This is a genomic window from Limnoglobus roseus, from assembly GCF_008254045.1.
Taxonomy (GTDB): domain Bacteria; phylum Planctomycetota; class Planctomycetia; order Gemmatales; family Gemmataceae; genus Limnoglobus; species Limnoglobus roseus.
Map to the genome: position 1 here is coordinate 8,902,437 of NZ_CP042425.1, position 22,388 is coordinate 8,924,824.

The 22,388-nt window shown below is 68.4% G+C and carries 19 protein-coding genes and 1 pseudogene; 11 read left to right on the forward strand and 9 right to left on the reverse strand.

The features are described from left to right. Positions 1-4: 4 nt before the first annotated feature. Positions 5-724, reverse strand: coding sequence for a YgjP family zinc-dependent metalloprotease (locus PX52LOC_RS38195; protein ID WP_149115005.1), 720 nt, complete (start codon positions 722-724; stop codon positions 5-7). Between PX52LOC_RS38195 and PX52LOC_RS38200 the strand changes: the two genes are divergently transcribed. Next, complete coding sequence (locus PX52LOC_RS38200; RefSeq protein ID WP_218575233.1) at positions 662-1,351, forward strand: AAA domain-containing protein; 690 nt, start codon at positions 662-664, stop codon at positions 1,349-1,351. The two genes, PX52LOC_RS38195 and PX52LOC_RS38200, sit on opposite strands and share 63 nt — an antisense overlap. Positions 1,352-1,455: 104 nt before the next feature. Here PX52LOC_RS38200 and PX52LOC_RS44485 read toward each other — a convergent pair. The 6 genes and pseudogenes from PX52LOC_RS44485 to PX52LOC_RS38230 form a co-directional block, all read right to left on the reverse strand. Beyond that, a pseudogene (locus PX52LOC_RS44485) lies at positions 1,456-1,554 on the reverse strand (transposase); the annotation flags it as partial. 328 nt (positions 1,555-1,882) lie between these two features. Next, positions 1,883-3,160: a hypothetical protein gene (locus PX52LOC_RS38210; protein ID WP_149115008.1), complete on the reverse strand. Its 1,278-nt coding sequence runs from the start codon at positions 3,158-3,160 to the stop codon at positions 1,883-1,885. Continuing rightward, positions 3,157-4,515 (reverse strand): DUF1552 domain-containing protein, encoded by a 1,359-nt coding sequence (locus PX52LOC_RS38215; RefSeq protein ID WP_149115009.1) that lies wholly within the window; start codon positions 4,513-4,515, stop codon positions 3,157-3,159. Before PX52LOC_RS38215 ends, PX52LOC_RS38210 begins: the two co-directional genes overlap by 4 nt. A 15-nt stretch (positions 4,516-4,530) precedes the next feature. Then, positions 4,531-6,954, reverse strand: coding sequence for a DUF1592 domain-containing protein (locus PX52LOC_RS38220; protein WP_149115010.1), 2,424 nt, complete (start codon positions 6,952-6,954; stop codon positions 4,531-4,533). Between the two features lie 464 nt (positions 6,955-7,418). Then, entirely contained in the window at positions 7,419-7,715 is a 297-nt protein-coding gene (locus tag PX52LOC_RS38225) for a hypothetical protein (RefSeq protein WP_149115011.1), read from the reverse strand. Between the two features lie 459 nt (positions 7,716-8,174). After that, positions 8,175-9,020 (reverse strand): hypothetical protein, encoded by an 846-nt coding sequence (locus tag PX52LOC_RS38230; RefSeq protein ID WP_149115012.1) that lies wholly within the window; start codon positions 9,018-9,020, stop codon positions 8,175-8,177. 124 nt (positions 9,021-9,144) lie between these two features. On the opposite strand from PX52LOC_RS38230, the gene PX52LOC_RS38235 reads away from it, so the two are divergent. Genes PX52LOC_RS38235 through PX52LOC_RS38245 form a run of 3 tightly spaced genes read left to right on the forward strand, consistent with a single transcriptional unit; the run spans position 9,145 to position 11,046 of the window. Beyond that, a complete protein-coding gene (locus PX52LOC_RS38235) occupies positions 9,145-9,381 on the forward strand; it encodes a P-loop NTPase family protein (protein WP_218575234.1) in 237 nt (78 codons plus the stop codon). A gap of 41 nt (positions 9,382-9,422) precedes the next feature. Next, the gene (locus tag PX52LOC_RS38240) at positions 9,423-9,917 is read left to right on the forward strand and encodes a DUF262 domain-containing protein (RefSeq protein WP_149115013.1); all 495 of its coding nucleotides are present in this window, start codon (positions 9,423-9,425) and stop codon (positions 9,915-9,917) included. After that, entirely contained in the window at positions 9,883-11,046 is a 1,164-nt protein-coding gene (locus PX52LOC_RS38245) for an HNH endonuclease family protein (RefSeq protein ID WP_390637594.1), read from the forward strand. The genes PX52LOC_RS38240 and PX52LOC_RS38245 overlap by 35 nt, the downstream gene beginning before the upstream one ends. Positions 11,047-11,239: 193 nt before the next feature. Here the strand turns inward: PX52LOC_RS38245 and PX52LOC_RS38250 are convergent, their stop codons facing one another. Then, positions 11,240-11,491, reverse strand: coding sequence for a hypothetical protein (locus PX52LOC_RS38250; protein WP_149115015.1), 252 nt, complete (start codon positions 11,489-11,491; stop codon positions 11,240-11,242). Between the two features lie 374 nt (positions 11,492-11,865). Between PX52LOC_RS38250 and PX52LOC_RS38255 the strand changes: the two genes are divergently transcribed. The 6 genes from PX52LOC_RS38255 (at position 11,866) to PX52LOC_RS38280 (ending at position 17,982) form a co-directional block, all read left to right on the forward strand. After that, complete coding sequence (locus tag PX52LOC_RS38255; protein WP_246173599.1) at positions 11,866-12,996, forward strand: efflux RND transporter periplasmic adaptor subunit; 1,131 nt, start codon at positions 11,866-11,868, stop codon at positions 12,994-12,996. Positions 12,997-13,123: 127 nt separating this feature from the next. Then, a complete protein-coding gene (locus PX52LOC_RS38260; RefSeq protein ID WP_149115017.1) occupies positions 13,124-14,884 on the forward strand; it encodes an efflux RND transporter permease subunit in 1,761 nt (586 codons plus the stop codon). 346 nt (positions 14,885-15,230) lie between these two features. Then, a complete protein-coding gene (locus tag PX52LOC_RS38265; RefSeq protein WP_149115018.1) occupies positions 15,231-15,437 on the forward strand; it encodes a hypothetical protein in 207 nt (68 codons plus the stop codon). Between the two features lie 42 nt (positions 15,438-15,479). Beyond that, a complete protein-coding gene (locus tag PX52LOC_RS38270) occupies positions 15,480-15,995 on the forward strand; it encodes a DUF2924 domain-containing protein (protein WP_149115019.1) in 516 nt (171 codons plus the stop codon). Beyond that, a complete protein-coding gene (locus PX52LOC_RS38275) occupies positions 15,992-17,575 on the forward strand; it encodes a recombinase family protein (RefSeq protein WP_149115020.1) in 1,584 nt (527 codons plus the stop codon). Before PX52LOC_RS38270 ends, PX52LOC_RS38275 begins: the two co-directional genes overlap by 4 nt. Continuing rightward, positions 17,572-17,982 (forward strand): hypothetical protein, encoded by a 411-nt coding sequence (locus tag PX52LOC_RS38280; protein ID WP_149115021.1) that lies wholly within the window; start codon positions 17,572-17,574, stop codon positions 17,980-17,982. Before PX52LOC_RS38275 ends, PX52LOC_RS38280 begins: the two co-directional genes overlap by 4 nt. A gap of 105 nt (positions 17,983-18,087) precedes the next feature. On the opposite strand, the gene PX52LOC_RS38285 is transcribed toward PX52LOC_RS38280, so the two are convergent. Continuing rightward, positions 18,088-21,675 carry a protein kinase domain-containing protein gene (locus PX52LOC_RS38285; RefSeq protein WP_149115022.1) on the reverse strand — a complete coding sequence of 1,196 codons (3,588 nt, stop codon included), beginning with the start codon at positions 21,673-21,675 and terminating at the stop codon, positions 18,088-18,090. A gap of 268 nt (positions 21,676-21,943) precedes the next feature. Here PX52LOC_RS38285 and PX52LOC_RS38290 point away from each other — a divergent pair, with 268 nt between their 5' ends. Further along, the gene (locus tag PX52LOC_RS38290) at positions 21,944-22,333 is read left to right on the forward strand and encodes a hypothetical protein (RefSeq protein ID WP_149115023.1); all 390 of its coding nucleotides are present in this window, start codon (positions 21,944-21,946) and stop codon (positions 22,331-22,333) included. Positions 22,334-22,388: the final 55 nt, after the last annotated feature.

Here is a 22,388-nt window from a genome sequence, read left to right on the forward strand (position 1 = left end):
CAATCTATGGGCGATCCCAGGATTCGGCGGCCAACGGGAGTTCGTTCAATTCCACCCGTGCCTCCCGCCAGGGCGGGTAGTGCTTCTCGAGCAACTCGACGAACCGATCGCTGTGAGTCGGCTCGATCAGGTGGACCATTTCGTGGACGACGACGTACTCCAGCAGGTCCTTCGGCTTTTTGCCGAGTTCCGAGTTCAGGCGGATGCGATTGGCCCGGTGGTTACAGCTCCCCCACTTCGTCCGCATCCGCTGGAGGTGGTACCCCGCAACGGGCACTTTCAGTTTCGGCTCCCACTTCCGGATCAGCCCAGGCACGACTTCGTGGAGCAGTGCCCGGTGCCACCGGCTCATCACCGCGTCCCGCGTCGCCCGGTCGCTGCCTGGGCGAACCGAGAGCGTGATCCGCCGGTGGTCGTGAGACACGGCGGGCTTGGCGTCCCGCTCGACGACGGACAGGAGGTAGCGGCGGCCCCACAGGTAATGGCTCTCCCGCTCGACGAACTGCCGCGGGGTTTCCCGGGCCTGAGCCAGCAGCCGTGCCTGCTGGGCGCGGATCCACGTCAGCTTGGACACGGCGTACGCCCGCGCCACGTCCGGCCGGGTGGCCCGCGGTGCGACCAGGGTCACGCGGCCGGCGGGCGGGTGGACGGACAGGTGGACGTGCTTCACAGACTTGCCGGGATCGCGTACCACTCGCGGAAGGCCGACCGGCTCGCCGCCCACCCGCACGCCGACCCGTTCGCCGCCGCCGTCCTCGACCCGGCGTACCCGCTCGTCGTCGTCGTCCACGACGAGGCCGCCAGCCAGGTCCGGAACCCGTTCGAGCAGGCCCTGATCGGGCCCCTCCTGCGGGCCCTGGCCGACCCGGCGACGTACGGGCTCGACGCGGTCGACGGGCTGGGCGTGGTCGTCCCGCACCGGGCCCAGCGGGCGGCGTTGCAGCAGGCGTTCCCGAAGCTCAGCGTCCTCGACCCGGCCACCGGCCTGCCGGGGCGGTCGGCGGTGGACACGGTCGAGCGGTTCCAGGGCGGCGAGCGGACGGTCGTGCTCGTGAGCGCGACGGAGAGCGACCGCGGGTACCTCTTGGCGTCGGCCGGGTTCCTGCTCGACCCGCGGCGGTTGACGGTGGCCGTCAGCCGGGCCAAGCGGAAGATGGTCCTCGTGGCGTCCCGAACCGTGTTCTCCCTGTTCAGCCCGGACGAGGGGACGTTCGCCAACGCGCTGCGGTGGAAGAACCTGCTCTCGCGAACGTGCACGACCGAACTCTGGGCGGGTGATCGGGACGGTGTCCGCGTCGAAGTGTGGGGCGGCGCGGGCGAGGCGAGTGCGTCGACGGACATACACGGCTGACCGGGCGGGTAGGCCGCTTCCGCGGGCGGATGCCCAATCGGTTTCGCGGGCGGTTACTTCCCGGGTTTGGGATCGGCCTTCGGCAGGAATGGGCGGTTGTCGGGTGTTCTGGCGGCCTCGGAGACGGACTTACCTTTGCCGGTGACCAGTTGCACGGCCGCGACCTTGAACTCGCGGGTGAATGTTCGTCGTGCTTCTGATATCAGGGGCTCCTCTGCGGGAAGAGTACCCTTTACTCCGTGTCCGCAACTCGTGGGCAAGTTCAGCGAACGTCCACCCGCCGGACGAGCAGAGGCCGTCCCCCCGTCGTGCTTGCGGAGCCGCTTAACCATGAACGCGGGCGGCAACTTCTCCTCACCGAGCAGATGAGGGCCGACGGCATCCGCGGTCGGGTCGACCTTGAACACCCCGTCGCCTCCCACTCGCCGAACGATTGGTTCGTCCTCAGCAACTCGGACGAACGGGAAGTCCGTCCTACGCGGAAATCATCTCCAGTTGAACACCAAAACAATTCCTCGGTGCCGTTCGGCGTCAATACTTCGGAAAGATGGCCGGGGACGGGAAGCGTTCTTCCAGATTGGCTCCGTCGTTGAGGTATTCCTCTCGCGGCACCTGGACCTGCGGCCACGTGTTGGGGCGGACGCGCACGACGCGGCTGGGGCGGAGACCTTCGATGATGAGATCCGTCTCGAACCGAATCTGGACGCCGCTGCTGCCGAGCGGCTGTTCGCCCGCGGCCTTCGTGACTTCGAGGACGGAGCCGCGGGACGCCATGTGGGCGGGGCCGTAGGCACCGTGGGTGTGCTTCAGGGTGTTCTCGACCGCGTTCATCATCGCGGGCACGTCCTTCTTGAAGTCGGCGTAGAGCGTGGCGTCCATCCCGCCGAACAGGGTCGCGGTCACGGTCGCGCGGCCGAACTTGCCGTACTCGACGGCGTCCACCCACGCGGGCATCCAGCGGCTGCGGATGAATGCCTTGTGCGTTTCCGTTTGATTCTTGGCGGCCCGCTGCAACGAGGCGTCGTCCAACCAGATGTCCGAGACGTGGAAGCGGGTGAAAATTCCGTCGGCCGTCGGCTTCCAGGTGATGCCGAGTTGCACGGCTTGGCCGCCGAGCGACTTCTTTCCGCCCGTGGGCCAAAGGCCGTCGGCGATCACGTCTTCGACCGTAAGGCATTCGCGGCCACGCCAAACGCGGGTGGCGGCGTCGAAGGTGAGCTTTTCCTCCTCGGCCTTACCGTCGTCCGCATTCTTCTGAACCCGGCTGGCGACGATCGTTCCCGCGTTGTTCTTCACGTCCACTTCCTTGAGTTTCCACACTTTGCCTTCGCGCAGGCAGTGGCTCGGCTCGTCTTCGAGGAGCAGGACGTGATTCTCTGCCGGGAAAATGCCCGAGCCCCGGTTGTGGTTCGCGTCCTCTTTCTTGCTGTTCACCGGGAGCACCGGCACGGCGGACGTCTTCAGGTCGGGCGGGAGAAAAGCCCGCACGTGCATCACGGTGCCGAGGGGAACGTCCCGAAGGTCGGCCGGGGCACCACGGTAGCGGACCATGCCGTAGGGGAGCATCGCGAACGGGTGCGGGTCGTTGCGGAAGAACATGCCCGACCCTTGCAGGCGGATGCTGCCGCGGCGGTTGGCGTGATCGACGAAGACGAGTTCGCCCCGGTACGAATGCGCCTTCTCCAACGGCGGGAACTTCCCGGCTTCGGGGCGGAACGGCTCGTCCTTTTCGGGCGGAGCCGACACCGCGTACGGTGAGAACGCGAGGCACACGGCCACGAGGGCGAGCGGTTGAAGAGATCGCGTCATAGTTCGATCACCTTGTTGCTGTCGCCGAACGTGTCCGTCTCGACGCCCATGCGCTGGGCCATCAGGAGCAGCAGGTTGCTCATGTGCGCGGTCGCGTTCGCAGGACGGCTGCAGAGCGAATAGTGTTCGCCCGGCTTGTCGAGCTGGTAGCCCTTGAAGTGGCCTTGGTTGAGGTCCAGGTGGCGGCCGTGTTTCAGGCCCAGGTCCGACCCGCCGGCCAGTACGAGCGGCAGGTTGGCATTGCCGTGGCTGTGCCCGTAGGACATGCCGCTGCCGAGGAGGGCCATCGTCGAGCCGAGGAGCGGCTTGCCGTTGAGGTCCTTCGTCTCGGCCAACCGCGTGAGGAAGTAGCCGAACTGCTCGATGGCGAAGGTATCGTACTTCGTGAGCTTTTCCATGTAGCCGGGGTCGCCGCCGTGGTGGCTGAGCTGGTGCCGCGACTCAGTGATGCCGATCTCGGGGATGGCGAAGGCGTCCCCCTCGCCGCCGAGGCTGAAGGTGGCCACGCGGGTGACGTCCGTCTGGAACGCGAGCACGATCAGGTCGTACACCGTGCGGAAGTAGTCGCCGGCCAGGGTGGCGGGCACGTCGCGGCTGACGCGCTTGCGGTCGGCCTCGGCGACGGCGGGCAGCGGCGTGTCGAGCCAGGCGTCGGCACGGCGGGTGCGAACCTCGGCTTCCCGGACCGACGTGAGGTACTGGTCGAGGCGGCCCTTGTCGGCCGACCCCATCGCCTGTTCGAGTTGTCGCACTTCCGCGAGGTTGGCGTCGAGCACGCTGCCCTTGCGGCGGAGGGCCTTCCGCTGGGCCGCCGTGCCGCCCTTCGGGGCCTCGAACAGCGAGGCGAAAATCTCACTACACCGCCGCATCGACGGCAACCGCACGCCGTCGGCCGTCCAGGCGAGCGATTCCCCCGTGAGGGCGACTTCCATCGACGGGTACCGCGTCTGCTTCGCGGTGACCTCGGCCATCTTCTGGTCGACGGAGATGGTGTTCTTGTCCGACGGGCCGAGCTTGCCGCCGGTCAGCCAGACCGAAATGCAGTTGTGGTGGTGTCCCAGCGCGCCGGGGTGGTGCAACCCGCTGATCGGCGTGATCGCCTGCCGGTGCTTCTCCAACGGCTTAAGCGACCGCGAAAGCTGGTAGTCCTTCCCCGGCGTCGTGACCTGGTAGTTCAGCGAGTGGACGCCGTTCGCGAGGTAGACGAAGGCACTCCGCCGCGGGGTGGCCGTCTTTGCCTCGGCGGCCCGCAGCGGCACCATGCATTCCAGGAACGGCAGCGCGACACAGGTGCCGAGCCCCCGGAGTGCGTGCCGGCGGTCGATCAGCCAGGACTGGGACAGGAAGTTGCTCATCACGATTCTCCGGGGTTAGCGTTTGCCCACGAGGTCGGACAGTGCCACGATCCGCACAACGTCCTTGAGGCCGGCCTTGCCTTTCTTCGCTTCCTCCACGATGGCCGAAACGGCCTCGCGGTCGTCCACGGTCAGCACGCGGCGGAGGGCGTAGGTGCACAGGTGCTCGACGAAGGCGTGCAGGAACTTGTCGCGGTCGTCGAGCAGCAGCCGTTTGAATTGGACCGAGTCCTTGAACGGCCGGCCGTCCGGCAGCACGCCCGACGGGTCGAGCAGCGGGTCTTCTCCGGTGCCCTTGGCCACCTTCTCGCGGGTGCGCCACTGGCCGACGGCGTCGTAATTGTCCCACGCGATGCCCAGCGGGTCGATCTTCGCGTGGCACGCGGCACAGTTGACGTTGTTGCGGTGCGCCTCGATCTTCTGGCGGAGCGTCGCCTTCGGGCTTTCCGGCGGGTTGGGTTCGATGGCGCTCACGTTCGCCGGCGGCGGTGGCGGCGTCTTGCCGAAAATCACCTCGCTGACCCACACGCCGCGGTGAACCGGGCGGTGGCGGGTGCCGTCCGACGTTAATCCGAGCACGGCCCCCATCGTCAGCAGGCCGCCGCGATGGTGTTCGGGCTTCAGCGGGACGCGCTGGAAGCCGCCCGACTTCGGCTCCGGCAGCCCGTAAAAATCGCACAGCCGGGCGTTCGCCGTCGTCCAGTCGGAGTCAAGAAGCTGATCGATCGGCAGGTTCTTCGAGAACATCTCGCGGACGTACTCGACCGGTTCGGACCGCAAGCTCGTCTCCAGCCAAGCGTCGTAGTTCGGGTACAATTTCTGATCCGGTGGGAACATGCCGACGCGGTGCAGTTGCAGCCACTGGCGGGTGAAATCGTCGATGAAGCGATCGCCCTTGCTGTCCGACAACAGGCGATCCACTTCCCGCTTCAACCCGTCGCCCTTGAGCGTTCCGCCCGCGGCCGCGGCGAGCAGACCCGCGTCGGGCATCGAACTCCACAGGAAGTACGAGAGCCGGGATGCCAGTTCGGACTCGTTCAGGCGATCCCGGACCGCCGGCGACCCTTCCACGAGGTAGATGAAGTGCCGGGACGTCAACACGCCTGCCAGGGCGACTCGGAAGGCGTCGGCTATCTTCTCGCCCGCCTTGCGTTCGGCCGCAACGGCGTTCAGAAAGCCGGTCAACTCTTCAGTCTTGACCGGCCGACGCCAGGCGCGTTCGGCGAACCGCTTCAGATGCGCCGCGACCACCTCGGGCGTTGCGTCTTCGGGCGGTAGCAGGTCCTTTCGCAGTGCCTTCTCCGCGGCCGTGACGATCGGCCCTTCCCATTCGATCCAATCGAGGATCACCGTGGAGAAGAGGCCGTTGCCCTTGTCGTCGAACATCTGCGGGGCGTTCGGGGTCAGCAGTCGCGTCTCGCTGCTGTGCGTGAAGACGTAGCTGCCGCTGTTGAGCGCGTTCCGAAAAGCCGCGCCGGCGCGGCGGTCGACCACGTCCGTCGCTACCACACAGAAGTCCAGGGACGCGGGCATCTCCAGGAACACCTCGAACTCGAACACCTGCGGCTTGTCCTCGGGGGCGGTGACGTCGAACTCGACGAGGCCGTCCACGGTCTCCTCGCCGGTCCGCTTGCCGATGCTCAGGTGCGCCGGCTGACCGCCCCGCGGGCGGATGCCGCTGGCCTGGAGCCGCAACTTGTACAGGCCGCTGTGCTCCGGGCCGGTCTTGCCGAACCAGTTCGGCGAGAGGGCGTGGTGGACGTTTCCCGGGTAGAGCAGGTGACGCAGTGGCCGCGTGATGCCGAAGCGGTCCAGCGCGGCTTGCTGGTCCTTGCCGCCGTTGTAACGGAGTTCGGCCGCCGTTTTGCGAACCTTGCGAGCCTCGCCGGCCGCGGTGGGAAACGCGCGGTCCAGCACCAGCCCGGCCGCACGGTAATAGCGGTCCACGTGCGACGGCGAGAGCGACAGTTCCGAGCCGATGCGCTCGAACCCGTGCCACCGCGTGTCCTCGTTCAGTTCGCCCGGCTTCGTGGGATCGTACCGCACGCCGAGAAGGTCGTAGACCGTGTTCTGGTACTCCTTCCGACTCAACCGGTAGTGCGCCACCGCCGGCCGGGCCGCCATCCGGGCCGCCCGGCCTTCCTTGATCCGCGTGTCGATTGCGGAGACAAACGCCGCGATCTCGTCCTGCGTCGGCTTGGGTTCGTTCTTCGGCGGCATCTCCCCGCTGTTGATTTTTTCCACGACCTCACCCCACCGCTGGGCGTCCATGCCCGCCTTGAAATCGCGAGAGAGTTGGTCGACGCGCAGTGTCCCTTTCTCCTTCTCCGCGCCGTGGCACCGAACGCAGTGCTTCGTCAGGAACGCCTCGAATGGCTCCGCCGCGCGGACACTCAGCGGGGCAAGCAGGAGCGCAAGCGCGATCGGGGTCGGTTTCATCGCGATGACTCGGGCGTGGGGCGATTCCGGACGATCAACCCGGCGGGTTCGTGGGTGGTGCGTGACTCGGTAGCGCGTGCGGCACAGGCAGGTATCCTCAGTGTAGCACGGATGGCTTGTTCGTCCTCCCCGATGCGATCGGCGGGAACGTCTGGTTTGTCGTTCCGCCCTCTGGCAGTGGAAATGAATTCGATGATACAGTGCCGTGGGGCGATCAAAAACTGGTCTCACCCACTTGTTCGATATCCTCTCGTTCGCCATGCCGGTAACGGTGCCAGATATAGTGGACCCCCTTTGCGAGACCAAAAACCGACGAATGTTAGCCAACGACATGTGCAAGTTTTACGGCCATCTGTAGGTCGTCGAACGACAGTGTCGTGATAGCCGAATCGATGAGTCAGGCACACCATGACCGTGTGGCTGAGTACCTTGCGGGCCAACCGGCTGGTCAGGTGCCATCGGTCCTAGGCCCACTTCCGCTTGGCGTGGTATCGATCGGCCAGTTGGCCGTTGACGGTCTCGAACCGGTACCGGCTGGCGGCCAACATCGCTGCCCGGGCCGGGTCGGGCTCCGTCGACGTGGGCAGGTACGGGGTGAGGAACCGCACGCCGGCCGCGGCCCGTTCGGCGGCCAAGGCCGGGGAGTAGTACCAGCGGTCGCCGATGCCGACGGTCCCCGGCGGGCCAGCCGTCTCCAGTAAAAGGGCCTTAACTGTCGCCCGGGCCGGGGCGATCTCGAACGCCGGCCGCGTCCGTCCCAAGTGGATGCGGATCCTTAGGTGGCGGCACGGGCACCACCATTTGGGGAATCTTGCCACTTTCTCGCACCACTTCGTCCCCGTTTTGCGAAGTAGATAGGTAGGGGGCGTGTTGTGCCCCCGTCAGCTCGCCGGCCGCGCCGCGGAGGTCGCTGGAATCATCCACCCGGAGGTTCCCGTGCGACCCGACCTCGACCCCGCCCATCTGCCCCCGACGACCGCCTCCAAGAACTCGCCCGCGGCCTGTGCCGCCTGCGGGGAAAGGTGGCCGTCACGTCGGGCCACACTTCTGCCCCGCAGACAGTCCCCGATCGAGCGATTCTAACGTTGGTGTGCCCGCCGATACGTAGCTCACTGTCCACGCCGGTTACCACCCGTAGCCGCCACCTTTACCCGGCGAAGGAGGCAATGATGGATCCGACCCCACGATCGCGCCGCAACGTCCCGCCCCGCCGCAGGCCCTTACCGGACCCGCAGCAGCTCGACGTTCGACAGGGTCGAGGCCCCCGCGTGGCCGTCGGCCGGGGAGGCCCGCAACAGGAGATTGGCCGTCAGGTTGTACTCGCCCGGCCGGTCGGGGGCGACGAACCGCACGACCCATTCGACCGCCTGCCCCGGGGCGATGTGGCCCCACGCCGCCGGCAGGCTGGTCGCCTCGAACTGGTCCGCGGCCCGCCACGCCCCGTGCCGGTCGACGGCCGAGAGGGTGACCTCCGGCCTCGTGCCGGCGACGGGCTTCGCCCCGACGTTCTCGGCCGTCAGCGTCAGGACGACCGGGGCGCCGACGGGGGCCCGGTCGGCGGCCCGAACCCGGAACCGCAGCCCGTCGGCGGTCGCGGCCGGGGCCATCGAGACGCGGAGCCTCGGGACCTCCAGCCCGGTCGGCCGCGACGCGCCGGACATCGTTCCGGGAACTGTCCGCCGGCCCCAAGGCGTTTCGACCCCCTTGTACCGGTCGGCGACGGCGTCGGGCACCCGCAGGGCGAGCCGCTCCTCCGGCTTGTCATCGCCGGATCGCAGATGGAGGGTGCCGCCCCGCGGGTCGGGCGCGAGCGGGGCGACCGGGTCGAGTGTCACGTGCCCGAGGCCCAGCTCGTCCAGCCGGGCCGGGGTCAGGGTGAGGGGGACGACGCCGAGCTCGTCGGGCCCGCGGAAGACCGTCGTGCCGGGGACGTCGGCGTCGAGGACGACGACCGCCGGCGACTCGTCGCCCGCGGGGTCCGCCGGGCCGGGGTCGAGGGCCACGAACGCGAACCCGACGCAGGCCGCAACGAACAGTACGAACAGGAGGCCGATCACCTTGTGCATGCGAGTCGTCCCGGGTGTGCGCGGCCAAGTATAGTTGACGTTCCTGCACGGGGAGGCCGAGACTACCGTCACAGAACACTGGCTCCGCTTGCCCCGGTCCGAAGATCAACCGGGACGCGTATACTTGTCGGCGTCGGCCGGGTTCTTGCTCGACCCGCGGCGGCTGACCATCGCCGTTAGCCGGGCCAAGCGGAGGATGGTCCTAGTGGCGTCGCGGAGCGTGTTCTCCCTGTTCAGCCCGGACGAGGAGACGTTTGCCAACGCCCTGCTGTGGAAGAACCTACTCTCGCAAACCTGCACGACCGAGCTGTGGTCCGGCGAGCGGGACGGCGTTCGCGTCGAGGTGTGGGGCGGGCGGTAAGCATCATCCAGCTATTTCTCAGGGGTTAGAGAGGGTTTCGCATGAACGCCGGCGAGCGGACGATCGACAAGGTTCTCACCGAACAGATCTGTTACGAGGTCCCGCCGTACCAGCGGCCGTATTCGTGGGAGGAGGAGAACGTCCGTCAAATGCTGGCAGACATCTGGGAGGCGTATGAGAGAAACGATACCGAGTATTTCATCGGCTCGTTGATCACGATCGAGAAGGACCGGGACCGGCACTACGATGTCGTCGACGGCCAGCAGCGGCTTACGACGTTGAACCTGATCTTCGCCGCGCTCCGGGACCGCATTACGGACGAGGCGGCCAAGGCCACCCTTCAGAATCGGATCCTGCCGCGACGCCCTGACCGGGGCGGCGGAAACCCCACGGCTGCTGCTGCGCAAGAAGGATCAGGCGTTCTTCCGCAAGCACGTCCTGGAGGGTCAGAAAGTCCCGGCCCGGTCGGCGGGCGATCTGGAAGCCCCCCAGCGACGCCTGATCGAGAACCGAGACGTCGCGCTCGCTTTTTGTGACGGGAAGGATCAGCCGACGCTGAAGACGTTCGCCAAGTACATCCTCACCCGCGTGTACGTGGTGTTCGTGAACACCACCTCCCTCAAGTCGGCGCACCGGTTGTTCAACGTCCTCAACGCCCGCGGCATCCCGCTGTCGAACGCCGACCTGATCAAGAACGCCCTCTTCGGCCTGGTCGGGGCCGACCCGAATCCGAGCGAGGAGCTCGAATCGCACTGGCTCGACCTCGAGGACCGGGTGGGCATCGAACGGATGGACGCCTTCCTCGGGCACCATCGCACCTCGGTGACCGCGGTCCGCGCCCGGGGATCCCTCCACGAGGAGTACGCGGCCCTCATCGAGAAGGCCGAGCGGGGGGCGATCGCGTTCCTCGAACGGCTGGTCGAGTCGGCCGAGAACTATACCCGGATCGTGGAAAGTGACTTCGACGGGGCCGTCGCCCTGCGATCCCTTCAAGCCCTCCACCGGGTGGAGTACGACGAGTGGATCCCGCCCCTCTTGGCTTACCTCAACGAGCCGATCGACGGAATGCCCGAGGCCGAGTTCGTCGGGCTGTTGGAGCGGATCACCATGCAGAACTGGGTCCGCCGCCTCGGCCAGGCCGCCCGCCTGACGGCCTACTACCACCTGATCAACGCGATCCGCGGCAAGGCGAGCGCGGACGAGGTGCGGGAGGTCTTCCGACGGAACGCCCAGAACGACGAGTTCCTCGCCCTGCTCGGCGGCGAGGTGTACGGCAAGCCGTTCGACGCCGCGGTGCTGTTGCGGCTGGAGGAGGCCGCCCAGGACGAGTCGGTGACGCGGAGCTACAGCGGCCGGCTCACGATCGAGCACGTCATGCCGCAGGCGTTCAAGGACCCGTACTGGGTCGGGCGGTACACCCTGGAACAGCACGCCCACTGGCTGCACCGCCTGGGCAACCTGGCCATGCTGTGCGGCCATAAGAACTACAAGGCCCAGTACTACGACTTCCCGCGGAAGAAAAAGATCTACGCCGACCGGGACAAGAAGGTGTCGTTCGACCTGACGAAGGAGGTTTGCGCCGCGGCCGAGTGGACCCCGGAGGCGATCCAAAGCCGCCAGGAGCGCCTCCTCGAACTCGCCAGGCGAACGTGGACGATCGAGTGAGTTCGCCCGTGTGAATGGTGCGGAGGGGTCTCCGCCACTTGTGAGAGTGAATGGTGCAGGGCCGGCCCGCCCCGACGCCGGTCGCCAGGGGCGCCCGTGCCGTTGGGCAAGAATCGTACGGGCGGCTTGGGTTTCCAACTCCGATTCCCAGACCGCGGACTTGATCGCGCCACCGAGGGTTCGCGCACGATGGTTACTCGAACAATTCGGTCGATCCGCACCGCGAACGGAGGAGCGGTGTTCCGCCCATCACGGCGGCGGCGATCCGTCCAGCGAACCACAGCGCGGCGAGCCTCCACGCTGCGGGTCCGGCGACGCCGGCGAGTGCCATCAGACCGAACATCACGAAACAGTAGCCCGCGTGGTTCGGCTCTCGGGTGCGGACGAGGACGAGCTCTTCGCACCGCTGACGGAAGGCATCTTCCTCGCGCGGCATCGTGAGCATCGCACCATTCCCGGGCGTCGGGCGGGGCAGGTCAAGAATGGACCGCTTGCGGGCCGAGCCCGAGGAAGTGCGCTCCCAGGGGTGTCGGGCCGGAGCACGTAAACTCAGGGCACTCCGACTCAAGATCAAAGTGCGGTGGCTGGCGGTCGAGATTCGCTTGGAGCAAGCGAAGGCCACGGAAACCGAAACGGGCGCGTCACCCGAACGGCCACGGGCCCGACGGCTGGACACTCCCAGAGGCCGAGCCGATACTGGACTCACCTGCCACGCCTGGAGACTATCCGATGTGCGCCGCAATGTTCGTTCTGGTTGCCGGTTTGGCTTTCCCACCCGCCGGCGTACGGGCTGACCATCCGCCGAAGGAGAGTAAGCCGGTGTTTCCCAAAGACGGTCGGGGTGCGAAAGTGGCGTTCCTCGAAAAGGAAATCGAGGGTTCGCACAAGAAAGTTGAGGCCGTCGGCAAGGGGGACGAGAAGCCCCAGAAAGTTGTGGTCACCAGCCCCCTCGTAACGGACGTCGTCGTCACTCAGCACTACTCGGGCCTGATCCGAGCGCGGCGCCACATCGAACTCCGTGCTTTTACGGCTGGATATCTCGAGGCCGTCCCCGTCAAGGAGGGGCAGGCGGTGAAGAAGGGCGACGTGCTGTTCAAGGTCGCACCGGCTCTTTACAAGGCCAAACTGGATGCCGAGTTGGCCGAGGTCAAACTCGCGGAAATCGAGTTGGCAAACGCCAAGACACTACTCGACAAAAAGGCGGCCACCCGGCAGGAGGTAAACCTGTACGAGGCCAAACTGGCTAAGGCTCAGGCCAAGGCGAAGCTCGCGGAGGTCGAGCTGGACTTTACGTCCGTCAAAGCACCGTACGACGGATTTCTCGGCCGCCTGGGCCAACAGGAAGGGAGCCTCGTCAAAGAGGGTGATGTCCTCACGAGCCTGTCGGACAACAGCGTGATGTGGGTTTACTTCCACGTCCCCGAGGCCCGTTACCTCGAACACAAGGCCCGCCAGGGAGACAGTAAGGATCATTCGCGTCTCGAACTCGCCGATTCGCGAATCGACCTTGTGCTGGCAGATGACAGCACGTTCAAGCAGAACGCCGGCAACGTCGTCACCATTGAGGGCATCTTCAACCAAGAGACGGGAACCATTGCCTGCCGGGCGGATTTCCCGAACCCGGACCGCCTGCTGCGTCACGGCCAGACCGGCACCGTGTTGATCCGGCGGACGTTGAAAAACGTCACCGCCATCCCCCAGCGAGCCACGTTCGAGATTCTCGACCGGCGGTACGTGTCCGTCGTCGGCAAGGATGACGTGGTACAGCTGCGTGAGATCGTCGTCCAGAACGAAACGGAGGACCTCTGCGTCGTCAAGAAGGGACTCGACGTGACCGACAAGATCGTTCTGGAAGGCGGCCGACAGCTCCGCGACGGCGACACGGTGGAATCCGTGTTTCGGAAGCCCGAAGGGGCTACCGGTCGCCCCAAGACCACAGGTGAGAAGTGACCGCTTCGCGACGCGAAAGCAGAAGGACCTGTGCCGGCCGCGCGAACCCGGTGGGCCTGACGATGTGACGGTGTCCCAGGCCGTCGGTTCGGGTACACTCTCGGAGCCCCTCACCGAGGAACATACGATGCGACCTGCGATCTCGGCCGTTCTGGTTCTGGCGTGTGCTCTCCCGGCGTTGGCCGCGGATCCTCCGGCCGGCGTCATCCGGGTCACCGCGGTGTACCCCGGGGCAGACGCCCGGACTCTCGATGACACGGTCATCGCCCCGCTGTTCAAACAACTCGTCGGCGTTGAGGGGATGACCCGGATCGAGTCCGAGGCGCAGGAGGACGGTACCGGGACGGTGACCGTCTATTTCGAGCCCAAGGCGGACCTGAACTTCGCCCAAATGGCGGTGCAGAACCGGGCCAGTCTCGCTCGGCCGGTGATCCCCGCACCGTGCCGGAAGCTCGGGTTGTCGGTCCGGAAACTTCCGGCAAGCCCGACGGTGTTCTGGGTCGCGCTCACCAGCGCCGACGACAAGCCCGATGCGGCATTTTTGGCGAACTACGCAACGATCTACCTCCAAAACGAGCTTTGCCGCGTCCCCGGGGTGGTGGACGTTCGGGTCGTCGGCAGCGGGGAACTCGGCATCCGGGTGTTGGTGAAGCCAGACCGGCTGCGCGCCTACAACGTGTCGGTCGGCGACGTGGTCGAGCAACTGCGGCGGCAGAACGTCGAAGTCGCGGCCGGGGGGGCGATCGGCGGGCGAGCCGTCGCCGCGTCCGGCCGGCTGACGAAGCCCGAGGAGTTCGCCGACGTGATCCTGAAGGCCACCCGGGACGGGGAAATACTCCGGGTGAAAGACGTCGCCACGGTCGAACTCGGACACGCGACGGGCGAGTCGGCGGGCAGCGGATTGGCCTACGTCAACGGGAAGCCGGCAACACTGATCGCCGTCACGGCGTGGCCGGCGCAGGTAACCGCGGACAAGTTGCTCAAGGTCGATGCCGCCGACGAGTTGCCCCCGGGCGTGCGGTTCGACGTCGTCGCCGACCCGGCCGCCGACCGCCGTTTGGAGGTCGAGGTGCGGGTGCCGCCGGGCTCTTCGCCGGAGTACACCCGGACCAAAGCTACGGAGGCGACAGAACTAATCCGCGGGCTGCCCGGGAAGCCGCACACCGTGGCGTTCGCGAAGGGCCGTCGGTCGGACGCGGTCACGATCCTCATCAAGCTCCCGGCGAAGGGCGGGCCGACCGTCAAGGACGTCAATAAGGCGCTCGACGCGCTCCCGAATGCCGCCATTCGCGTCGGTGCCGTGCCGCCCGGGGGGGAGGCGTTTCCGGTCCGGCTCGCCCTGACCGGTCCCTTGGAGGGGGACGACGAGGCACTCCGCGAGGTGACGGACCGCTTCGTCGCGAGGCTGCTGAAGGAGCCGGGCGTGGCAGAGCCGGGCGTATACCCGGGGCCGCCGGAACCGCACTTCGCCGTCAACACCGACCGTGATAAGTGCGCACAGGCGTCAGTGGGGCTGGACGACGTCTTCACGACGCTTCAGATGAGTCTCGGCGGGGTTCACGCAACCCACACCAGCGTGTTCGGTCGGATGTTGCCGGTGACGGTGCGGGCGGCTCCGGAATCCGCCCGCTTCGTCGAGGACCTCGAAATGTTGTTCGTCCGCAACGCGACCGGCGAGATGGTCCCGCTCACGAAGTTTACCACCCTCAAGAAGACCCTCGCGCCCCCCGCGATCGTGCGGGTGAACGGACGCCGGGCGGTCATCGTTACCGCCGCACCGGCGGCCGGTCAGACGCCGGCCGAAATTGCCGCCCTGTGCCTCAAACTGGCCCCGGAAGTCCTGCCCAAGGGGTACCGCGTGAAGGACCTGACCGAGCCGTCGCGGTGACGGCAGGCCGCGCCGGCTCTCATGACCGCCTCTTCCACGAGGTCCATGTCCCACACCCTTGCCGGATCGCTCGCCGTGCCCCAGATCGCCACCGGCGAGGCGCGTCGCTGGCGTCGGTAATTGTGTCCGCGTCGGTCACCTCGACCGACGCCTCCGATTGAAAGGGAGGTCATGGGTCTAGCCAAGTGGCAGAGATCTTCCAATGTCGAAGTTCACGATTCGTTCCGCTTTCTCGCACCACTTCCTCCCCGCTTTGCGAATTAGATAAGTAGGGGGCCTTCCTTGCCCCCGTCAGCTCGCCGGCCGCGCCGCGGAGGTCGCTGGAACTCTCACTCCGGAGGTTCCCGTGCGACCCGACCTCGACCCCGCGCATCTTTCCCCCGACGACCGCCTCTACGAACTCGCCGCCATCCTCGCCCGCGGCCTCCTCCGGTTGCGCGACAAGGCGGCCCTCACGCCCGGCCACACTTCTGCCCCGCAGATACTCCCGGAATCGAGCGATTCTGCCGTTGCTGAGCCGGCCGACACGTGGCTCACTGTCCACACCGGTTAACGGGCCGGAGACGAACCCCATTCCCACAACGAAGGAGACCCCATGGACCCGAGTCCCACGATCGCCCAGCAACTCGCCGCCCTGCCCCGGCTCACGGTCAAGGACCTCCAGCGGCGGTACGCGGAGGCATTCGGCGACGAGACGGTCGCCCGGAACAAGGCGTGGCTGGTCAAGCGCATCGCCTGGAAGGTCCAGGCCAACGCCCACGGCGGCCTGACCGACCGCGCCCGCGCCCGTGCGGCGGAACTCGCCGCCGGGGCCGAACTCCGCACGACCATCCCGGCGAAGCGATCCGCCCCGACGCCCGCGCCGGTGGCCGACCCGGCCGAGCCCGAGGCCGCGACGCTCCCCTTCCCGGCCGACCGCCGCCGGCCCCCGCCCGGCTCGATCATCACGCGCGTCTACAAGGGCCAGACGGTCCAGGTCCGGGTGCTGACGCACGGGTTCGAGTACGCCGGCCTCGTCTACCCGTCCCTCTCCGCCGTCGCCAAGGCCGTGACCGGCAGCCACTGCAACGGGTACCTGTTCTTCCGACTCACGAAGGGCGGTGACGCATGACGAAGCGGAACAAGGCCCCGGCCGACACCCGGCCCGTCGTCCGGTGCGCCATCTACACGCGGAAGTCGAGCGAGGAGGGCCTCGACCAGGAGTTCAACTCCCTCGACGCCCAGCGGGAGGCCGGCGAGGCGTACGTCCGCAGCCAGGCCGGCGAGGGGTGGGCGTGCCTCCCCGACCGGTACGACGACGGCGGGTTCACCGGCGGGAACACCGACCGCCCCGGCCTCCGCCGCCTCCTCCACGACATCGCCGCCGGCCGCGTCGACTGCGTCGTCGTGTACAAGGTCGATCGGCTCAGCCGGAGCCTCCTCGACTTCGCCGAGATGATGCGGACGTTTGAACAGTTCAACGTGGGGTTCGTGTCGGTCACCCAGCAGTTCAACACGGCGTCCAGCATGGGCCGGCGGGTGCTGAACGTCTTGCTCTCGTTCGCCCAGTTCGAGCGGGAGATCGTGAGCGAGCGGACGCGGGACAAGATCGCGGCTACCCGGCGGAAGGGCAAGTGGGCCGGCGGGTGGCCCGTCCTCGGGTACGACGTCGACCCGCAGGGCTTCAAGCTCAAGGTCAACGACCCCGAGGCCGACCGCGTCCGCGCCATCTACGGGTTGTACCTCGACCGCGGGTCGCTCCTTCCCGTCGTCGAGGAACTCGCATCGCGGGGCTGGCTCAACAAGCGGTGGGAACTCCGCAAGGGCGGGTTCAAGGGCGGCGGCCCGTTCACCCGGACGAGCCTCTACCACCTGCTGACGAACCCGGTGTACGTCGGGAAGGTGCGGTACAAGGACGAGGTCCACGCCGGCGAGCACGCCGCGATCGTCGACCCGGCCGTGTGGCAGCGGGTCCAGGCCCACCTCGCCGGCAACGGGCGGGGCGGCGGGTTCAGCCGGGGCGGCCCCGCCGCGTTGCTCCGGGGCGTCCTCCGGTGCACGGCGTGCGACGCCGCCATGTCCCCGACGAGCACGACCAAGGGGAGCAAGTCGTACCGGTACTACACGTGCACCGCGGCCGCCAAGAAGGGGTGGAAGACGTGCCCGGCCAAGTCCGTCCCCGCCCACGCGATCGAGCAGGTCCTCCTCCGCCAGGTCCGGGCCATCGGCACCGACGCCCGGCTGCGGGCTGAGGTGTTGGGCCAGGCCCGCGCCCAGGACGAGGCGCGGACGGCCGAGTTGGCCAAGGAGCAGAAGGCCCTCGAGCACGACCTCCGCGGGTGGCACGGGGAACTCCGGCACCTGTCCGGGTTGCTCCGCCCCGGCGACGGGAACGAGCCGGTCATCCGCCGCCTGGCCGAGCTCCAGGAGCGGATCGCCGCCGTCGAGGGCCGGGGCCGGGCCGTCCGCGACCAACTCGCGGCCGTCGGCCGGAACCTGATCGCCGACGACGACGCGGCGACCGCCCTGTCCGTGTTCGACCCCGTCTGGGAGGCCCTCAACCCTAGAGAACAAGCCCGGGTGGTCAACCTCCTGGTGGAGGCGGTCGGGTACGACGGCGGGCGGGGGAAGGTCACGATCCGGTTCCGACCGGCCGGCGTGCGGACGCTCGCCCGGGAACTGGCCGACAAACGCGAGGGGATGCGGGCATGACCGAGAACGGCGTATTGACCGTGGAGTGCGACGTGCACGTGGACCGGCGGGGCCGGGGGGCGCGGAAGGAAGTCCTCCCGGGGCCGGACCCGCGGCGGGACCAGCCGCCGGGCCGGGTGCCCCGGGTGAGCCGGTGGATGGCCCTGGCGATCCGGTGCGACGAGTTGATCCGCGACGGCGTGGTCGACCGGTACGCCGACCTGGCCGAACTGGGGGACGTGTCGCGGGCCCGGGTCAGTCAAATCATGAACCTGCTGGGCCTGGCCCCGGACATCCAGGAGGCCGTGCTGTTCCTACCGCGGACGACGGCCGGCCGTGGCCCGATCCTCCTCCGCGACCTGCAGCCGATCGTCACCGCCCTCGACTGGGGGCGCCAGCGGAAATTGTGGGCGAAGGTGGCCGGTTAGATCGACGGCTCCTTGTTGACATTTAACTCTGGCCAATGGCACCGCCCTCGCCGTTCGTCACGGTCTCCTACTTCCCAGACGACGGTGTCTACCGCGAACGAGTTCTCAAGGCGGATTCGCGGGCGATGACGTTGGTGGGCTCGGCGCCGGGGCAGCCGGTGCCGGCCCGATGTCCCGCGTCGGCCGATCGCCCGACGCCCAGACCCGTACCGACCGATCCCATGCCGCGGTGATGATTGACTGGTCGGTCTGACCGAATTGGATTCCCGTCAGCGGCTCCGATTGCCCGGAAAGTGTTTGCGCGATCTTTCCCGTGGCGGCGTCGATAACGACCGCCGACGGCGTCCCGCAAGTCACGCCCAGCCGCGACCCGCTCCGGTTGAAAGCGACGGCCGTGACCGGCCCGGCCAGCCGTTCGACCTTGGTGGCCAGCCCCCCGGTCGCGGCGTCCCAGAGGCGGACCGTCCGGTCCTCCGAGCCGGTGGCAATCCGCGATCCGTCCGGGCTGAACGCCGCGGCGAGTACCCGCCCGCCGTGCCCCCGCAGGAGGAGGAGTTCCGCCCCCGTCTCCGCGTCCCAGACGCGGGCCGCCTGGTCCGCCCCGGCCGTCAGCAAGTGCTTCCCCGCGGGCCCGAACGACGCCGCGAACGTGCCGCCCTTGTGGCCGGGAACGGACGTCAGTTTCTTGCCGGTCTCGGCGTCCCAGACGTGGACCATTCCCGCCGAGTCGGCCGAGACGACCCGGTCGCCCGCCGGGCTCCAACCGACGGCCCGAACGTCCCCTTCATGCCGGGGGAGCGTCCTCAATTCCTGACCGGTCTGGGCGTCCCAAAGTTTCACAGTGCCGTCGCGGCTCCCGGTCGCGACTCGGCCGCCCGCGAGCGCCACCGCCGTGACGGGCCGCGTGTGGCCCCGCAGGACGGCCTCGCGACCGCCGTGGTTCAGGGCCGCCACCCGAACCGTGTTCCCCCACCCGACGGCCGCGACCTGGCCGTCGCCCACGGCGAACGCCGCCCCGCCGCCCGATCGCGCGGCCAAGATGTCGGTCGCCAACAACTGGTCGATGTCCCAAACCCGCAGCGTACCGTCGGCGCCGACGGTGGCGACGCGGAATCGATTCCCCAGTACCGCCAGGCCGCGGATCGCCCCCACGTGCCCGCGGACGGCGAGGCGGGCTTCCAGGGTGTCCGCGTCCCAGACCCGCAGCGTGCCGTCCGCGTCCCCGCCGATCAGCCACTTTCCGTCCGCGCTCACCCCGACCGCGGTGACCTTCCCCGGCGTCTCAAGGTGGGCGGTTTCCGTCGCCGCGTTCGGGTTCCAAATCCGAATCGTCCGGTCGTCCCCGGCGGACACCAGCGCGCCCGACTTCGGGTGGTAGCACAAGCACCGGACGGGCCCGGAGTGCAGGAGCGGCAGCGCCTTCGGCGTCCCGGTTCGAGGGTTCCAGAGGCCGATGCCCCCCTTCTCGCTGGCCGTCGCGACCTGCTCCCCGTCCGGGCTGACGGCCGCCGCGACGAGGGGGCTCGTGTGCGTCAATGCGAACTGTCTCGGCCGGCCCGTCGCGACGTCCCAGATCCGCCCGGACTTGTCGGCACTCCCCGTCACCAGCCACCGGCCGTCGGGACTAAACGCCGCCGCAACGACACGATCGGTGTGGGCTGTCAGGGTATGAACGATGTTCCCGTTCTGTGTCTCCCGGAGGCTGGTTTTGCCCCCGGCCGAGGTCAACGCCAACTTCCCGTCCGGTGAGATCGCGACGGCCGTCGCCTCGCCGCCGCCGACACCCAGGAGCGTCTTGCCCGTCCCCGTCGCCAAGTCCCAAAGGAACGCCGCCCCGTCTTTCCCCGCGGTGACGGCGTGGGTACCCGCCGCTGCCGCGGAGACGGCCGCGATTTCGTCCGGGTGGGCCGGGAGTACCCGCTCTTCGGCGTCGGCGTGACGCTTCACGTGCTCCCACTCCCAACCGCGGAGGCCCTCGGGACACGATGCGAGGAGGATTCTGGCCCGGTCCGATCGCCCGTCTCGCCACTCCCGGTAGGCCAACTCGACCGTCCGCACGTAGTCCGTGGCCGCCAACTCGTCTCGGGCGGCGGCCGCACTCGCACGTGCGGCGACCGCCTCGTCCCGGGCCTTCTCGGCGGCCATTTTTTGGACGGCCAACTGCTTCTTCGCCTCCTCGGCAGTAGTCCGCGCGGCTTCGGCCGCTTGTCGGGCGGCGACCGCCTCGTCCCGGGCCTTCTCGGCGGCCACCTTCTGTGCGGCGAGTTGCTTCTTCGCGTCTTCGGCTGTTGCTCGTGCGGCCTCGGCCGCCGATCGCTCCTGGTCGGCCCGGACCCGCTCGGCGGCGAGCCGAGTCCCCGTCGCTTCGGCAGCCCGCCGGGCCTCGTCGGCGACCTTCGTCTGATTCAGCAGTTGGGCGTTCGTTTCCTCGACCTGAGCCTTGGCCCGGTTGGCCGACCGCTCGGAACGTTCAGCCCGTTGCCGGGCCTCGTCGGCGACGGCCCCTTGCGTCGTCGCCGCGTCGCGCGACTCCTCCGCCTGAGCCTTCAAACCCTCCGCGATGCCCCTCTCGGCCACCGCCTCCCGCCACAACCCCGTCGCGGCGAGGGCAAAGCCGCCGAGCATGACGACCACGTTCGCCAGCGCCCACGCCGCCGCGACCGTCGGCTTTCGGCGAACCCAGAGCACGGCCCGCTCGGCCGGCGTGGCCCGCCTCGCCGCGATCGGCCGTCCCTCGTACCAGGCCGTCAGGTCGGCGGCCAGCTCCTTCGCGGTCGGGTACCGCCGGTCCGGTTCCTTCTCCAGGCACTTCAGGCAAATCGTTTCCAGGGCGTGGGGCACGCCCCGGATGACCGTCCGCAGTGCCGGCGGGTCGTCGTTTTGGATCCGGATCATCACCTCCAGGTCCGTGTCCGCGACGAACGGACGCTGGCAACTGAGGGCCTCGTACAGCATAACGCCCAACGACCAGACGTCGGCCGGCGGGCCGACGAACTTCATCGCGCGGGCTTGCTCCGGGGCCATGTACGCCGGCGTCCCGCCGACGGCCCCGGTCGCCGTCAGATCGTCCGCCGCCCGCTTGGCCAGGCCGAAGTCGGTCACCTTGGGGGTGCCGTCGGCGGCCAAGAGTACGTTGCCCGGCTTCAGGTCGCGGTGGACGACGCCGAGGTCGTGTGCGGCGGCCACGCCCGTGGCGACGGCAGCGATTGCCGCGGCGGCGTCCCGCGGGGGCAAAGAGCCGCCGGTCAGCCGCCCCCCGAACGTGCCGCCGGTCAGGTACTCCATGGCGATGTACGGACCGCCCGGCGAGTCGCCGAGGTCGTACACCTCGACGACGTGCGGGTGCTTGATGGCCGCGACGACTTGGCCCTCCGCGAGAAACCGCGCCCGGAGGAGTTTGTCGGGGTGGAGCATCGTCTTCAGGGCCACGACCCGGTCGAGTTTGAGGTGCCGGGCCTGGTAGACGACGCCCATCCCGCCCCGGGCGATTTCTCCCAGGACGTGATACCCGGGTATGGCCGGGACCGGCGGGGCCGCCTCTTGCGAAGGCCGTTGCCCCGGGTGACGGGCGGTATCGCCCTCCGAAATAGTGTGCGTCGAACCCGCCCGCGTGGGCGGGCGGGTGGAACCCGGCAGGTAGGCCCACGTGGAATCGCCACGGTCGTTCTGCGCGTCGTCTGGGTCATTCGGCATCGGGCGGGCTCCGCGGGATGCGGTGATCGTAGCCGAAACGCCCGATCGGAACCAGAGATCGGTGTCCCACGACGAGATACACCGCTCGGGCGGAGCGGACCGAGTCCAAACTTTGCCAGGCGACGGAAGGATTGGCTGGGGATCGGACCCGAACGTGCGCCGGGATGCGCCCCAGGGAAACGCATTGTGTACGGATTAACAATGTGCACAATTGATCCGATCCGGCCGCGCGGCCGACCCAGTCCCGACACCCCGAGTGAGGCAGTCCATGGCCACCTTCCGCCCCACGCACTTCGCCTCCCCGGACACCCTCGCCGCCGTCCACCGGCCGCGGTTGGCGGCCTTCCTCGGTCCGTACCAGGGCTTTCTCGAGGCACGGGGCTTCCCGGCGACGGCGGGCGACGCCCCGGTCGCGATCGACTACGCCCGGCTGGCGCAAATCCTCCTCGCCCCCGACCAGGACACGCCGCCCGAGTTGATCGACGCCCTGTACTACGTCGACCGGCTCGCCACCCCCCAAGGCATGGCCGACCTGCTGACCGCCGCCCGCGACCGCGGCCTGGCGTTGGGCGTTGCGGACGACGTGACGCCGGCCGACGTCGCCGTCCAGGTCTGGCTCCAGGCCCCCCGCCTCGTCGAGCGGGTGGAGGCCGAGTAGTTCCTCGAGCACCCCCGGTCGTTCGAGTACTACCAGGCCGGCGGCCCCGACGGCG

Excerpts from the sequence above, each read along its gene's own strand:
- PX52LOC_RS38250 (WP_149115015.1), bottom strand. The coding sequence starts at position 11,491 with ATGCTCACGATGCCGCGCGAGGAAGATGCCTTCCGTCAGCGGTGCGAA.
- PX52LOC_RS38230 (WP_149115012.1), bottom strand. The coding sequence starts at position 9,020 with ATGCACAAGGTGATCGGCCTCCTGTTCGTACTGTTCGTTGCGGCCTGC.
- PX52LOC_RS38280 (WP_149115021.1), top strand. The coding sequence starts at position 17,572 with ATGACCGAGAACGGCGTATTGACCGTGGAGTGCGACGTGCACGTGGAC.
- PX52LOC_RS38220 (WP_149115010.1), bottom strand. The coding sequence starts at position 6,954 with ATGAAACCGACCCCGATCGCGCTTGCGCTCCTGCTTGCCCCGCTGAGT.
- PX52LOC_RS38210 (WP_149115008.1), bottom strand. The coding sequence starts at position 3,160 with ATGACGCGATCTCTTCAACCGCTCGCCCTCGTGGCCGTGTGCCTCGCG.
- PX52LOC_RS38240 (WP_149115013.1), top strand. The coding sequence starts at position 9,423 with ATGAACGCCGGCGAGCGGACGATCGACAAGGTTCTCACCGAACAGATC.
- PX52LOC_RS38215 (WP_149115009.1), bottom strand. The coding sequence starts at position 4,515 with ATGAGCAACTTCCTGTCCCAGTCCTGGCTGATCGACCGCCGGCACGCA.
- PX52LOC_RS38270 (WP_149115019.1), top strand. The coding sequence starts at position 15,480 with ATGGACCCGAGTCCCACGATCGCCCAGCAACTCGCCGCCCTGCCCCGG.
- PX52LOC_RS38290 (WP_149115023.1), top strand. The coding sequence starts at position 21,944 with ATGGCCACCTTCCGCCCCACGCACTTCGCCTCCCCGGACACCCTCGCC.
- PX52LOC_RS38285 (WP_149115022.1), bottom strand. The coding sequence starts at position 21,675 with ATGCCGAATGACCCAGACGACGCGCAGAACGACCGTGGCGATTCCACG.
- PX52LOC_RS38260 (WP_149115017.1), top strand. The coding sequence starts at position 13,124 with ATGCGACCTGCGATCTCGGCCGTTCTGGTTCTGGCGTGTGCTCTCCCG.
- PX52LOC_RS38275 (WP_149115020.1), top strand. The coding sequence starts at position 15,992 with ATGACGAAGCGGAACAAGGCCCCGGCCGACACCCGGCCCGTCGTCCGG.